The organism is Achromobacter sp. Root83 (assembly GCF_001428845.1).
Classification (GTDB): domain Bacteria; phylum Pseudomonadota; class Gammaproteobacteria; order Burkholderiales; family Burkholderiaceae_B; genus Achromobacter.
Map to the genome: position 1 here is coordinate 439,297 of NZ_LMIU01000025.1, position 14,034 is coordinate 453,330.

Annotated in this window: 9 protein-coding genes; 6 read left to right on the plus strand and 3 right to left on the minus strand. The window is 64.3% G+C overall.

All coding sequences use genetic code 11. From position 1 onward, the window contains the following. Positions 1-14: 14 nt before the first annotated feature. The gene (locus tag ASE30_RS25205) at positions 15-980 is read left to right on the plus strand and encodes a tripartite tricarboxylate transporter substrate binding protein (protein WP_057286993.1); all 966 of its coding nucleotides are present in this window, start codon (positions 15-17) and stop codon (positions 978-980) included. Positions 981-1,059: 79 nt separating this feature from the next. Here the strand turns inward: ASE30_RS25205 and ASE30_RS25210 are convergent, their stop codons facing one another. Further along, complete coding sequence (locus tag ASE30_RS25210) at positions 1,060-1,509, minus strand: Lrp/AsnC family transcriptional regulator (protein WP_008159001.1); 450 nt, start codon at positions 1,507-1,509, stop codon at positions 1,060-1,062. Between the two features lie 129 nt (positions 1,510-1,638). On the opposite strand from ASE30_RS25210, the gene ASE30_RS25215 reads away from it, so the two are divergent. From ASE30_RS25215 to ASE30_RS25235, 5 genes are all read left to right on the plus strand, one after another. Beyond that, positions 1,639-5,145, plus strand: coding sequence for an indolepyruvate ferredoxin oxidoreductase family protein (locus tag ASE30_RS25215; RefSeq protein WP_057286994.1), 3,507 nt, complete (start codon positions 1,639-1,641; stop codon positions 5,143-5,145). A gap of 304 nt (positions 5,146-5,449) precedes the next feature. Next, complete coding sequence (locus tag ASE30_RS25220; RefSeq protein WP_057286995.1) at positions 5,450-8,380, plus strand: ribonucleoside-diphosphate reductase subunit alpha; 2,931 nt, start codon at positions 5,450-5,452, stop codon at positions 8,378-8,380. 20 nt (positions 8,381-8,400) lie between these two features. Then, the gene (locus tag ASE30_RS25225; RefSeq protein ID WP_057286996.1) at positions 8,401-9,600 is read left to right on the plus strand and encodes a ribonucleotide-diphosphate reductase subunit beta; all 1,200 of its coding nucleotides are present in this window, start codon (positions 8,401-8,403) and stop codon (positions 9,598-9,600) included. A 352-nt stretch (positions 9,601-9,952) separates the two neighbouring features. Further along, on the plus strand, positions 9,953-10,678 hold the full coding sequence (locus ASE30_RS25230; protein WP_057286997.1) for a histone H1-like DNA-binding protein: 726 nt from the start codon (positions 9,953-9,955) through the stop codon (positions 10,676-10,678). 173 nt (positions 10,679-10,851) lie between these two features. Next, on the plus strand, positions 10,852-11,412 hold the full coding sequence (locus ASE30_RS25235; RefSeq protein ID WP_057287069.1) for a YggT family protein: 561 nt from the start codon (positions 10,852-10,854) through the stop codon (positions 11,410-11,412). Between the two features lie 26 nt (positions 11,413-11,438). On the opposite strand, the gene ASE30_RS25240 is transcribed toward ASE30_RS25235, so the two are convergent. Both ASE30_RS25240 and ASE30_RS25245 read right to left on the minus strand, forming a co-directional pair. Continuing rightward, positions 11,439-12,887 (minus strand): D-alanine--poly(phosphoribitol) ligase, encoded by a 1,449-nt coding sequence (locus ASE30_RS25240; RefSeq protein ID WP_057286998.1) that lies wholly within the window; start codon positions 12,885-12,887, stop codon positions 11,439-11,441. Positions 12,888-12,903: 16 nt separating this feature from the next. Beyond that, entirely contained in the window at positions 12,904-14,031 is a 1,128-nt protein-coding gene (locus tag ASE30_RS25245) for an MBOAT family O-acyltransferase (protein ID WP_057286999.1), read from the minus strand. Positions 14,032-14,034 lie beyond the last annotated feature (3 nt).

Here is a 14,034-nt window from a genome sequence, read left to right on the forward strand (position 1 = left end):
CCCAGGAGACAGACATGCCCATTCCCCACTTGCTTCGCCCGGCGCTTGCCGGCGCCAGCCTGCTGCTTGCCGCCGCGTCGCACGCCGCCGGCTGGCCCGAAAAACCCGTAACGATCATCGTACCGTCCGCGGCCGGCGGCGCGGCCGACCTGACCGCCAGGACCTTTGCCCAGTACCTGGGCGAAAAGACCGGCCAGACGGTAATCGTCGAAGACCGCCCCGGCGCCGGCGGCATAGTCGGCACCAATGCCAGCAAGAACGCGGCGGCGGACGGCTACACCTTCCTGCTGTCCACGAACTCCACCCATTCGGCCAACCAGTACCTGTACAAGAGCCTGCCCTACGACGCGCAAAAGGACTTCCAGCAGGTCGGCATGCTGGGCACGTTCGGCACCGTGGGCGTCGTATCGCCGGACAGCCCGTACCGCACCGTGCCCGACCTGGTGGATTACGCCAAAAAACATCCCGGCGCCGTCTTCTTCGGCTACTACAGCTCGTCCTCGCAGGTGCCGTCCGAACTCTTCAAGCAGCGCGCCGGCATCAACGTCACCGGCGCGGCCTACAAGAACATCACGCAGATCATCACCGATCTGCGCGGCAAGCAGATCGGCTTCGCCTTCGTCGACTACCTGACCGCGATGGGCCAGATCGACGGCAAGGGCCTCATCCCCATCGCCGTTACCGGCGCCCGCCAGCACGAGGCATGGCCCAGCGTGCCGACCATGGCCACCTACTATCCTGATTTCGTCGTGGCGGGCTGGCTCGGATTGTCGGCGCCCGCCCGCACGCCCCCGGAGATCGTGGCCAAGATGAATGCCTACATGCAGGCGGCGGTGAAGGACGAGGCCACGGCGAACAAGCTGCGCGCCCTGGGCCTGACCCCGGAATCGATGGACGTGGCGCGCTTTGACGCCTTCGTGAAGGAAGACACCGAGCGCTGGAAGGAATGGATCCGGATCGCGGGAATCCAGCCCCAGTAAGCCGCCCGGCGGCGATCCGTCCCTATCGCCGCGGCGCGTCCCCTATCCGCGCTCTCTATATATAGAGGCGCGTTCCGCTTTACAGCGGCAGGCGCTGCTCGTGCTTGATCTCGCGCAGCGCCACGATCGTGCGGGTCTGGCGGATGCCCGGCATATTGAACAGGAACCGGTGCAGGAAGCGGTCATAGGCTTCCGGGCTTTCCACCAGGATCTTCAACAGGAAGTCCGAATCGCCGGTCACCGCATAGCATTCCAGGATCTCTGGCGCATCGCGCACCGACCGCTCGAAGTTCTCGACCGTGTTGGCGGAATGCCGCTCAAGGCTGATCTGCGCAAACATGCAGCCCAGCCCGACCTTGCTGCGGTCCACCTGGGCGCTGTAGCCCTGGATGACCCCGCTGGCCTCCATCGCCTTCACCCGCCGCCATACCGGCGCGGCGGACAGGCCAACTTTCTCGGAAAGCTGCTGTGCCGAGGCGCGCCCGTCCTCCTGCAAGGCCTTGAGGATGCCGATATCGGTCTTATCCATCTCTTTGTCTCCTGGTTTTTATCGATCACGAAACGTTCATTGCGAATTATAGGGATAGCACGATCCAAAAACGCAATAAACCTGATGCCTCGCGAACCTATCATGGTGCGAACACCAGGAGCATTCGATATGGACGGTACTCCCGCCGCCGACCCCCAGCTTGACCTCGAGTATCAGCTCGCCGACAACCTCACCCGGGAATCCGGGCGCATCTTCATGACGGGCACCCAGGCCTTGGTGCGCATCATGCTGACCCAGCGCAGGGTCGACCGCGAACGCGGCCTGAACACCGCCGGTTTCGTGTCGGGATACCGAGGCTCGCCGTTGGGCGGCGTGGACATGGCCATGTGGAAGGCGCAGAAGGCGCTGGACGCCAATCAGATCTCGTTCCTGCCCGGCATCAACGAAGACATGGCCGCCACCGCCGTCATGGGCACTCAGCAGGCCGGCGTGCGCGCCGACCGCAACGTCGACGGCGTATTTGCCATGTGGTACGGCAAGGGGCCGGGCGTGGACCGCGCGGGCGACGCGCTGCATCACGGCAACGCCGCCGGCGCCTCGCGCCATGGCGGCGTGCTGGTGGTGGTGGGCGACGATCACACGGCGGTCTCGTCGTCGATTCCGCACGCCAGCGAAGCATCGCTGATCGGCTGGCAGATGCCCATCGTGCATCCCACGTCGATCGACGAATACGAAACCTTCGCGCTGTGGGGCTGGGCCCTGTCGCGCTACGCGGGCACCTGGGTAGCCTTCAAGGCCGTGTCCGAAACCATCGAAAGCGGACACTCGTTCACGCCCGCCGCGATCCAGTCCTATGACATGCCGGCGGACCCGGACCTGCCGCCCGAGTCGCTGGAGTATTCGGCGCGCGATTTCCTGTCGCTGGCCGTCGAGGCGCGCATGAATCTGCGCATGAAGGCGGTTGCCGCGTTCGCGCGCCGCCACAGCATCGACAAACTGACCTGTCCCGCGCCCAAGGCCGCCGTGGGCATCGTCACGGTCGGCAAGGCGCACCTGGACACCATGGAGGCGCTGTCGCGCCTGGGCGTGGACACCGTCACGGCCAACGCGCCCGTGCGCATCTACAAGCCCGGCCTGACCTGGCCGATGGACACCGGCCGCCTGCTGGATTTCGCGCGCGGCCTGTCGCACATCCTCGTGATCGAGGAAAAGGGCGCGGTCGTCGAAAGCCAGATCAAGGACCTGCTGTTCAACCTGCCGGAGCGCCCCTCGGTCACCGGAAAGAAGGGCTTCGACGGCGAACCGATGGTGCCGTCGGCCGGCCAGTTGCGCCCGTCGCTGCTGGCGCAGCCGCTGGCCGGCTGGCTCGCGCGCGCGGCCGGGCTGCCGCTGGGCCGCGACCTGTCCGCCTTCGAATGCCAGGCCCCGTTGTCCAACGACGCCGACGGCATGCGTCGCCGGCCGTATTTCTGTTCGGGCTGTCCGCACAGCACGTCGACCAAGGTGCCGGAGGGCAGCCAGGCGCTGTCCGGCGTGGGCTGCCACTACATGGCCGCCTGGATGGACCGCGACACGGGCGGCCTGACGCAGATGGGCGGCGAAGGCGTCGACTGGATCGGCCTGTCCCGCTACACCAAGATGCCGCACATCTTCCAGAACATGGGGGAAGGCACCTACTACCACTCCGGCTACCTGGCCATACGCCAGGCGGTGGCCGCGCGCGCCAACATCACCTACAAGATCCTCTTCAACGACGCGGTCGCGATGACGGGCGGGCAGCCGGTCGACGGACCGATCTCGGTACCGCAAATCTGCCAGCAATTGCGCGGCGAGAACGTGGCGCGCATCGTCGTCACCAGCGACGAGCCCGAAAAATACCAGGGCGTGGACCTGGGCCCGGACATCAAGGTGCATCACCGCCGCGACCTGGACGCGCTGCAGCGCGAGCTGCGCGAGATTTCCGGCGTGACGGTGCTGATCCATGATCAGACCTGCGCGGCCGAGAAGCGCCGCCGCCGCAAGAAGAACCAGTTTCCGGACCCGGCACGCCGCATGCTGATCAACAGCGCGGTCTGCGAAGGCTGCGGGGATTGCGGCGTGCAGTCCAACTGCCTGTCGGTGGTGCCGCTGGAAACGCCCTATGGCCGCAAGCGCGCGATCGACCAGTCCAGTTGCAACAAGGACTATTCCTGCGCGGAAGGGTTCTGCCCCAGCTTCGTGTCCGTCATGGGCGGCAAGCCCAGGAAAAGCGCCGCGCCCAAGGCCGACCAGGAACGCCTGCAGCGCCTGATCGAAGCGTTGCCGCAACCCGACCTGCCCGCCCTGGACCACCCCTACCGCCTGCTGGTCGCGGGCATGGGCGGCACCGGCGTCATCACCATCGGCGCCATCGTGTCGATGGCGGCGCACCTGGAAGGCCTGTCGGCCGCGGTGCTGGACCTGACCGGCCTGGCGCAAAAGGGCGGCACCGTCGTCAGCCACATCCGGCTGGCGCCCGCCGGCGCGTCCCCCGGCCCCGTGCGCCTGGACTGGCAGCAGGCCGACGCGGCCATCCTGTGCGATCCGGTGGCCGCCGTGGCGCCGGACTCGCTGGGCGCGCTGCGCCGCGGCCACACGCAGGTCACGGTCAACACCTATGTGGCGCCCGTCTCGGAATTCACGCGCAACCCCGACGCGGCCATGCGCCCCGAAGCGCTGCTGGCCAAGATCCGCCATGCGGCGGGCGACTCGCACACCGCGGCCATCGACGCGCATGAGGCCGCGCTGGCGCTGTTCGGCGACAGCATCCTGTCGAACATGTTCATGCTGGGCTACGCCTGGCAGCGCGGCGGCGTGCCGCTGTCGCAAGCCGCCATCAACCGCGCCATCGAACTCAATGGCGTGGCGGTGGCGGCCAATCGCGCCGCGTTCGACAGCGGCCGCCTGGCGGCGCAGCAGCCCGACGCGCTGGAAGGCGCGCTGCGCCCGCGCGCCCAGGTGGTGCAACTGCACGTGCCCGAGACATTCGATCGCGCCGTGGCGCGCCGGGTCGAGGATCTGACGGCCTACCAGAATGCGGCCTATGCCCGGGAGTACCAGGTTGTGGTCGATGCCGTCGCGGCCCGCGAACGCGAATTGGCGCCCGACGCCAAGACCCCGCGGCTGGCGATGGCGGTGGCGCGCGGCCTGTTCAAGCTCATGGCCTACAAGGACGAATACGAAGTGGCCCGGCTCTATACGGGTGCATCGTTCCAGGCGCAATTGCAGGGCCAGTTCGAGGGCGACTACAGCCTGCGTTTCCATATGGCGCCGCCCATCTTCGCCCGCAAGGACCCGCGCACCGGCGTGCCCCGCAAGATGACGCTGGGTCCGCGCACCATGACCGCCCTGAAATTGCTGACCCGCCTGAAGGGCCTGCGCGGCACCTGGTTCGATCCTTTCGGCCACACCGCCGAGCGCAAGATGGAACGCGCGCTGGTCCAGGAGTATCGTCAGACCATAGACCAACTGCTTGCCGGGTTGACCCGCGACAAGCTCGCGCAAGCGGCTACAATCGCCGCCCTGGCAGAGACCATACGCGGCTTTGGGCACGTGAAGACGGCCAACGTCGAGAAGTATCGGACGGAATCGGGCAGATTGATGCAGAGCTATACGGCGCCTGCCCCGCGCGACATGCCCCTGCGGAAAACCGCATAAACAGCCGCTCTGAGCGTCACTGTCCTGGGCGCGCCTTACTGGGCGCGCCTAGTGCATTTGGTTACAATCTTTTGTGGGATTCGTCTTATCTTCTTCTTGTCCCTGTAAACCTCGATCACTAGAATTAGTGTCCAACGAGGGGTGCTACACTATATGTTGTGGTCGCCTAAGCGCTGATTCCCGTCGGCCACGCCTTTTGGACTAGACCGTCCAAGCGTTGCGACCCCCCTTAAAAGATCCAATTTCGTACCTGACATGACGTCGTCATGTCGCTATCTACGCGCTTTTTCGCACAGGAGCTTCCATGCAGACTACGATCGCCTCTGTGACCCGGCCTTCGGCCGTGCCGCCCTCGCAAACCGATTCCCCTGCCGACGCCAATGGCGGGCAATGGGCCAGCTACAACATCATCCGCCGCAATGGTTCGGTGGTCGGGTTCGAACCCAGCAAGATCGCCATCGCCATGACCAAGGCCTTCCTGGCCGTCAACGGTGGACAGGGCGCCGCGTCCGCTCGCGTTCGCGAACTGGTCGAGACGCTGACCGGCCAAGCCGTCAACGCCCTGGTGCGCAACCGCCCCAATGGCGGCACCTTCCATATTGAAGACATCCAGGACCAGGTCGAACTGGCGCTGATGCGCTCGGGCGAGCATGACGTTGCCCGCGCCTACGTGCTGTACCGCGAGAAGCGCACGCAGGAACGCGCCGCCGCTGCAGCAGCCGAAGGCCAGCAAAAGTCCGCCGCCGCCCCGCAGGAACACGTGCTGAACGTGACCGACGCCGGCGTGCGCCGTCCGCTGGACCTGGCAGAACTGCGCGCCACGATCGTCGCCGCCGGTGAAGGCCTGTCTGAATTCATCGACGCCGAAGCCATCCTGAAGGAAACGGTCAAGAACCTGTACGACGGCATCCCCGTCGACGAAGTGTTCAAGTCCGCCATCCTGTCAGCGCGCGCGCTGGTGGAAAAGGACCCGGCCTACAGCCAGGTCACCGCACGACTGCTGCTGCACACGATCCGCAAGGAAGTCCTGGGCGAGGAAGTCTCGCAGGACGGCATGGGCGCACGCTACGCCGAATACTTCCCGGCCTTCATCGCCCGCGGCATCGAAGGTGGCCTGCTGTCGCCCGAACTCGCCAACTATGACCTGACCAAGCTGGGCCACGCGCTGAACGCCAAGCGCGACCTGCAATTTGGCTACCTCGGCCTGCAGACGCTGTACGACCGCTACTTCCTGCACATCCGCGGCACCCGCATCGAACTGCCGCAGGTGTTCTTCATGCGCGTGGCCATGGGCCTGGCGCTGCGCGAGACCAACCGCGAAACGCGCGCCATCGAGTTCTACGAGATCCTGTCCTCGTTCGACTTCATGAGCTCGACGCCCACGCTGTTCAACTCGGGCACGCTGCACTCGCAACTGTCGTCGTGCTACCTCACCACCGTCTCCGACGACCTGGAAGGCATCTACGACGCCATCAAGGAAAACGCGCTGCTGGCCAAGTACGCCGGCGGCCTGGGCAACGACTGGACCCCGGTTCGCGCGCTGCGCAGCCACATCAAGGGCACCAACGGCGAAAGCCAGGGCGTCGTCCCGTTCCTGAAGGTCGTCAACGACACCGCCGTGGCGGTGAACCAGGGCGGCAAGCGCAAGGGCGCGGTCTGCACCTACCTGGAATCGTGGCACCTGGACATCGAAGAATTCCTGGAACTGCGCAAGAACACCGGCGACGAGCGCCGCCGCACGCACGACATGAACACGGCGAACTGGATTCCCGACCTGTTCATGAAGCGCGTCATGGAAGCCGGCGAATGGACGCTGTTCTCGCCCTCCGACTGCCCCGACCTGCACGACAAGGTCGGCCGCGCCTTCGAAGAAGCCTATGTGGGCTATGAAGCCCGCGTCGCCAGCGGCGAACTCAAGCTCTTCAAGAAGATGCCGGCGCTGACGCTGTGGCGCAAGATGCTGTCGATGCTGTTCGAAACCGGCCATCCGTGGATCACGTTCAAGGATCCTTGCAACATCCGTTCGCCGCAGCAGCACGTGGGCGTCGTGCACAGCTCGAACCTGTGCACCGAGATCACGCTGAACACGAACGAATCCGAAATCGCCGTGTGCAACCTGGGTTCCGTGAACCTGGTCGCGCACATGAAGCCTGCCGCCGGCGGCGGTTTCGAGCTCGACCACGACAAGATCAAGCGCACGGTGAGCATCGCCATGCGCATGCTCGACAACGTGATCGACATCAACTATTACGCCGTCGACAAGGCCCGCAACTCCAACGCGCGCCATCGTCCGGTGGGCATGGGCATCATGGGCTTCCAGGATTGCCTGCAGATGATGCGCGTGCCGTACGCGTCGCAAGCCGCGGTTGAATTCGCCGACCGCTCGATGGAAGCCGTGTGCTATCACGCCTACTCCGCGTCGAGCCTGCTCGCCGAAGAACGCGGCCGTTATCAATCGTATGAAGGCTCGCTGTGGTCGCGCGGCATCTTGCCGCAAGACACATTGAAGATGCTGCGCGATGAACGCGGTGGTCATGTCGAGGTCGATGAGTCGAGCACGCTTGATTGGGATACGTTGCGCGCGCGCATCAAACAACATGGCATGCGCAACTCCAATTGCGTCGCAATCGCCCCAACCGCAACTATTTCCAATATCATTGGCGTATCTGCGTGCATCGAACCTACTTTCCAGAACTTGTACGTCAAATCGAATCTCTCCGGCGAGTTCACGGTCGTTAACGATTACCTCGTGCGTGACCTGAAGAAACTCGGTCTCTGGGACGAAGTCATGGTCGCCGACCTCAAGTACTTCGACGGCAGCCTGTCCCGCATCGATCGCGTACCTTCCGAACTCCGCGAACTCTACGCCACCGCGTTCGAAGTCGAACCGAGCTGGCTGGTTGAATGCGCGTCGCGCCGCCAGAAGTGGATCGATCAGGCTCAGTCGCTGAACATCTACATGGCCGGCGCATCGGGCAAGAAGCTGGATGACACCTACAAGCTGGCATGGACGCGTGGCCTGAAGACCACGTACTACCTGCGTACCCTTGGCGCCACCAGCGCCGAGAAGTCCACGGGCCGCGGCGGCGAATTGAACGCCGTCAACGCCAGCGGCCAATCCACGGCTTCGTCCGTGGCCGCAGCACCTGTTTTGCCGGAACCCGAAGTTCTCGGGGCGGTTTGCACCATGCGGCCGGGTGACCCCGGCTTCGAAGAGTGCGAAGCCTGCCAATAACCGCCTCCGGAGAATGAATCATGATTAATTGGGAAGACGACACCATCGCAACGCAACCTGCACAATCCCCCGCACCCGCGGCGGGTGGGCAGGCTGCGCCCGAAGTCCGGGCGGCGACCGGTGTATTCGGCGACACCGCCATGCCCACGCCTGCCGCGCCTGAACACGCGGCCGGCCTGGCCGCCAGCGGTGCAGCCACCTCGCAGCGCGTCAAGGTTGCCGACAAGCGCATCATCAACGGCCAGACGGACGTCAACCAGCTTGTGCCCTTCAAGTACAAGTGGGCTTGGGAAAAGTACCTGGCGACTTGCGCCAACCACTGGATGCCGCAAGAGATCAACATGTCGCGCGACATCGCCCTCTGGAAGAACCCGAACGGGCTCACCGAGGACGAGCGCCGCATCGTCAAGCGCAACCTGGGTTTCTTCGTCACGGCCGACTCGCTGGCCGCGAACAACATCGTGCTGGGCACCTACCGCCACATCACGGCGCCTGAATGCCGCCAGTTCCTGCTGCGCCAGGCATTCGAAGAAGCCATCCACACGCACGCCTATCAATACATCGTCGAAAGCCTGGACCTGGACGAAGCCGAGATCTTCAACGCTTACAACGAAGTTCCGTCCATCCGCGCCAAAGACGAGTTCCTGATCCCGTTCATCGACGCGATCGCGGACCCCAACTTCAAGACGGGCACGCCCGAAGCCGACCAGACGCTGCTGAAGTCGCTGATCGTCTTCGCTTGCCTCATGGAAGGCCTGTTCTTCTACGTTGGCTTCACGCAGATCCTGGCGCTTGGCCGCCAGAACAAGATGACCGGCGCTGCAGAGCAGTACATGTACATCCTTCGCGATGAGTCCATGCACTGCAACTTCGGCATCGATCTGATCAACACCGTCAAACTGGAAAATCCGCATCTGTGGACGCCGGAATTTCGCGAAGAAATTCGAGAACTCTTCCGCAAAGCGGTCGAACTCGAATACGCTTACGCCGAAGACACGATGCCGCGCGGCGTGTTGGGCTTGAACGCACCTATGTTCAAATCCTACCTGCGCTTCATCGCCAACCGTCGTTGCCAGCAAATCGGTATCGAACCTCTGTACCCGCAGGAAGAAAATCCCTTCCCGTGGATGGCGGAAATGATCGACCTTAAAAAGGAACGCAACTTTTTTGAAACTCGCGTGATCGAATACCAAACCGGTGGCACGCTGAGCTGGGAGTAACGCAGTTCGTCATCAAGCCCGGCGCGGGCACGCTCTCTCTCTATAGAATGAGCGTCGCGTTCGCGACAGGCTTGATGACGGTCTCCCCGGTCAGGGTGTTTTCGAACACGTAGAACAAGCGGTCGGCGGTCTGTGATCAGACTGCCTACCGGCGCCATTTGAAATGGCTCGCGCCAAAGGAGCGGGGGCCATATCAAATGGCTGTGCCGAATTCATTAGCGCAAACCGTAGTAGCTGTTGCTCGCACAGAACAGCGGCATGCGCCGATGAATAGCCCGGGCACGGCTCGCCTTGTTGGCGAACCGGGGCACGGGTTTAAGTTCTGGGACCCCTGAACCTAAGGAGCATGACCATGGCAACAGCCAAGAAAGCCGTAAAGAAAGCAGCGGTGAAGAAGCCCGCCGCCAAGAAGGCAGTAGCGAAGAAGGCCGCCCCGGCCAAGAAAGCTGCCGTCAAGAAGGTAGCCGTCAAGAAAGTCGCTGCAGCCAAGAAGCCGGCAGTGAAGAAGGTTGCCGCCAAGAAGCCGGCAGCCAAGAAGGTCGTCGCCAAGAAAGCGGTAGCCAAGAAGGCCGTCGCCAAGAAGGCAGTAGCCAAGAAGGTTGTCGCCAAGAAGGCGGTAGCCAAGAAAGCCGTAGCCAAGAAGGCCGTCGCCAAGAAGGTTGTCGCCAAGAAAGCGGTAGCCAAGAAGGCCGTTGCCAAGAAGGCTGTAGCCAAGAAGGCTCCCGCCGCCAAGAAAGCGGTTGCCAAGAAGGCCGTTGCCAAGAAGGCTGTAGCCAAGAAGGCTCCCGCCGCCAAGAAGGCCGTTGCCAAGAAGGCGCCTGCCGCCAAGAAAGCGGTTGCCAAGAAGGCCGTAGCCAAGAAGGCCCCGGCTGCCAAGAAGGCTCCCGCCGCCAAGAAGCCTGCCGCCGCAAAGCCGGCTGCTGCCGCCAAGAAGCCTGCTGCTGCGAAGAAGCCTGCCGCGAAGAAAGCCGCTCCGAAGAAGCCCGCAACGCCGCCGACCACGGCCGCTGCCCCGGGCGCGAAGACCGCGCTGAATCCCGCTGCGTCGTGGCCGTTCCCGACGGGTGGCCGTCCCTAATCAGGACGGTACGAAGCGTTAGCTTCACCAGAGCCGCCTGGCCTTGGCCGGGCGGCTTTTTTGCGCCGGTCATCCTGACGGCTGAGCACTGTCCCATCGACAGCAAACCTCCAAGCTATTTTTACCCTTGAGCGTGCGACAATTGACTCCTCTTTTTTGGGGTGATCGCATCCATGCTCGGTGAAATCTTCCGCTTCCTTCTCGAAATCGTGTTCACGCTGTTTGGCGCGGCGCTGATTGCCCGCGCCTGGATGCACGCAATACGGCTGCACGCCTTCAATCCCCTGGCGCGCGCGATCTATCAGGCCACCAACTGGCTGGTGATACCGTTGCGCAAGATCATCCCCGCAGGCAACAAGATCGATTGGACCAGCCTGGTCGCCGCATGGCTTGCCGCCCTGATCTACCTGGTGCTGGTCTGGCTGGTGGCGATCGGCGCACTGATTCCCGCCGCGCTCCTGCCCGCCGCAATGGGATCGGCATTGATCATGACCGCCAAATGGGCCCTGAACCTGGTGGTGTGGCTGACGCTGATCCAGGCGGTGCTGTCCTGGGTCAACCCGACGGCTCCCATGATGCCGCTGCTGCAATCGCTGACCGCGCCGATGCTCGACCCTATCCGCCGCATCCTGCCGCGCACGACGATCGACTTCTCGCCGCTGGTGCTGCTGATCGTGGCCCAGGTTCTTTTGATGGTCCTGGCCCGCCTGAGCTACGGCATGATGGGCGTGTGAGGCACCGGGCGGGGCAACGCCCCGCCTTACACCGGAATGGCGGTGTAGATGTCGATCAGCTTCTTGCGATCGATCTTGTGATTGTTGGACATGGGCAGCGCCGGGCAGGCAACCAGCTCGGAAGGCACCATATAGGGCGGCAGGCGTTCGGCCAGCCGCTCTTTCCAACCCGCCAGCGCATCCGGCGCCAACAAGGCGGCCTCCTGGCCCCCCGCGCCAATCCCCGCCACGAAGCCTATCAGGCGCACGGCCGTGCCATCGGGCCGGCGCAGCACGGCGCAGGCGCTGCCTTCCACGCCCGGCAGGCTGTGCAGGGCCTCGTCGATTTCGGCTAGTTCGATGCGGTAGCCGTTCAGCTTGATCTGGTCATCCATCCGCCCTCGGCAGAACAGCAGCCCCCCCTCCTCCATCAGCCCAAGATCGCCGGTGCGAAAGGCACGGCGTCCGTCGGCATAGGTGTAGAGCTTGGCCTCGTTCAGGTCGGCGCGGTTCAGATAACCGCGCATGACGTGATCGCCGACGATACAGATTTCGCCCTCGTCCACCAGCAGCACGCTGTCCGGCTTGGCGTGCCCCACGGGCAGCGGATCATGCGCCGCCAGCACCGCGTCCGTCACCTCGATCCAGGTGGTGGCGACCGTGGCCTCGGTCGGGCCGTAGGTATTCAGGATGACCGCGTCGGGGAAGCGCTGGCGCAGTTTCCTGGCCAACGCCGCCGGCAGGGGCTCGCCGCAAAACAGGAACGTGCGCAACGTCGGCAGCGCGCCGGGCGAGAAGTCGCGGTTTGCCAACTGCTGGTGCGCGAACGAGGGCGTGGATACCCACACCGTGACGCCGTGCCCGGCCAGGCGGGGGATCCACGCACCCGCCGTCGCGATCTGTTCACGCGCATTGAGCACGCAGCTACCGCCGGACGCCAGCGTGGCGAACACCTCGTACATGGACAAGTCGAAGCTGAACGGCGCCTGGTTCATGAACACAGGCGCATCGCCCAGGCCGAAGCTGCCCAGCATCCAGTCGCCCAGCAGGCCGACGCTTTCGCGTCCGATCTGCACGCCTTTCGGATCGCCGGTGCTGCCAGAGGTGAACATGACGTAAGCCAGGCCGCGCTCGGCCAGCGTGGCTCCCTCGCCCGCCGTGAAGCTGCCCGCCGCGGCGTCAAACACGGCCGCCGCGCGGACGATCTCCACGATGCGGCGCAGGCGCTCCGGCGGATAGATGGTGTCCACCGGGACGAACGGAGCGCCGATCAGCAGCGCGCCGACCATGGCGACAAAGAACGAGGCTTCCTTGTGGCCGTAGATGGCGACCGGCACATCCGGCGCGGCCCCGTGCTTGCGAGCCTCGTCGGCCCAGGCCTCTGCCTCGGCGCGCAATTGCGCCCAGGTCAGGCTGCGGTCGGCGGCGGCGATGGCCAGCGCGCCGGGGGCACGCTCGGAATCCACGAACTGGAAGGACTTCAGGTCGAAACGCATGCCGAAACTCCCGGCGTCAGATGGGACTGCGGCCGCTGAACACGTAAAGCGCCAGCGCGGCCAGGATCAAGGTGAGCACGCGCCCGAGAAAACGCATGACAGGCCGCGCAAGCAGGGCTTGCAGGCCAGGCCGGGTGCGCGAAGCGTTGATCAGCAGGTTGTGGGCAACCGAGTACGAACCGAACATCAGGCCGCTGACGATGTAATGCAGCGACAGGCCGTTCCATACGCCCATGGCCAGCAGGGTCGCGAATATGCCGATGTTCTGCGCCGCCATGCGGTGGCGCCCGAAGAACTTGGTTTTGCTCAATGCCTTGTAGATCGGCATGAACACCACGTCGCGCAGCCATTCGGACAGGCTGATGTGCCAACGCCGCCAGAAGTCCTGCGGATTCAGGGTGGCCAGGGGGTTGCGGAAGTTGATCGGCAGGGTGAAGCCGAACAGCATCCCGATGCCGATCGCCATCGTGGAGTACCCCGCGAAGTCGAAGAACAGGTAGGCGCTGTAGAGCGAGGCGTTCAGCGCCACGCCGGTGAACGAGTAGTCGTGCGCGTCCAGCGTCGCCAGGCCGTAACGCCAGATCAGCTCGGCCAGGCCGAACTTCTGGATGACGCCCAGCATGATGAGTTCCAGGCCGGTCAGCCAGGTATTCAGGTTCACGCCTTCATAGCCGCGCTTCAGATCCGCCTGGAACGCGCGCCAGCGGTACATGGGACCGGCCAGCAGCGTCAGCGGGAAGAACAGATAGATGAAGTAGTCCAGCGGCGACACGCGTTCGTTGCGCGGGGCGAACAACAGCACGTCGATGGCGCGGAAGGTGGCGAACGACAGGCCCAGCATCGCGCCCAGGTGCGACACGCCAGTCTTCACCAGCAGCAGCGGTGTCATGGTGATGATGACGGCCAGCCAGGTCGGGATGTAGTTGCGCCGCATCGCCCACAGCGCGCTGCCCGAAATGGCCAGCAGCGCTATCGGCTGATACGGACGCGCCCAGAACACCGCCATCCAGACGCCCAGGCAGATGACGCCGATGATGTGCCGGTAGCCGATGTGCAGCGGCATCCCGACGGAGCGGTACGCCAACAGGCCCAGGCCGCCGAACAGGGCGCCGCCAAAAAAGCTCAGACTTGCGAACAATTCCATGCC

Excerpts from the sequence above, each read along its gene's own strand:
- ASE30_RS25205 (WP_057286993.1), top strand. The coding sequence starts at position 15 with ATGCCCATTCCCCACTTGCTTCGCCCGGCGCTTGCCGGCGCCAGCCTG.
- ASE30_RS25210 (WP_008159001.1), bottom strand. The coding sequence starts at position 1,509 with ATGGATAAGACCGATATCGGCATCCTCAAGGCCTTGCAGGAGGACGGG.
- ASE30_RS25215 (WP_057286994.1), top strand. The coding sequence starts at position 1,639 with ATGGACGGTACTCCCGCCGCCGACCCCCAGCTTGACCTCGAGTATCAG.
- ASE30_RS25220 (WP_057286995.1), top strand. The coding sequence starts at position 5,450 with ATGCAGACTACGATCGCCTCTGTGACCCGGCCTTCGGCCGTGCCGCCC.
- ASE30_RS25225 (WP_057286996.1), top strand. The coding sequence starts at position 8,401 with ATGATTAATTGGGAAGACGACACCATCGCAACGCAACCTGCACAATCC.
- ASE30_RS25230 (WP_057286997.1), top strand. The coding sequence starts at position 9,953 with ATGGCAACAGCCAAGAAAGCCGTAAAGAAAGCAGCGGTGAAGAAGCCC.
- ASE30_RS25235 (WP_057287069.1), top strand. The coding sequence starts at position 10,852 with ATGCTCGGTGAAATCTTCCGCTTCCTTCTCGAAATCGTGTTCACGCTG.
- ASE30_RS25240 (WP_057286998.1), bottom strand. The coding sequence starts at position 12,887 with ATGCGTTTCGACCTGAAGTCCTTCCAGTTCGTGGATTCCGAGCGTGCC.
- ASE30_RS25245 (WP_057286999.1), bottom strand. The coding sequence starts at position 14,031 with ATGGAATTGTTCGCAAGTCTGAGCTTTTTTGGCGGCGCCCTGTTCGGC.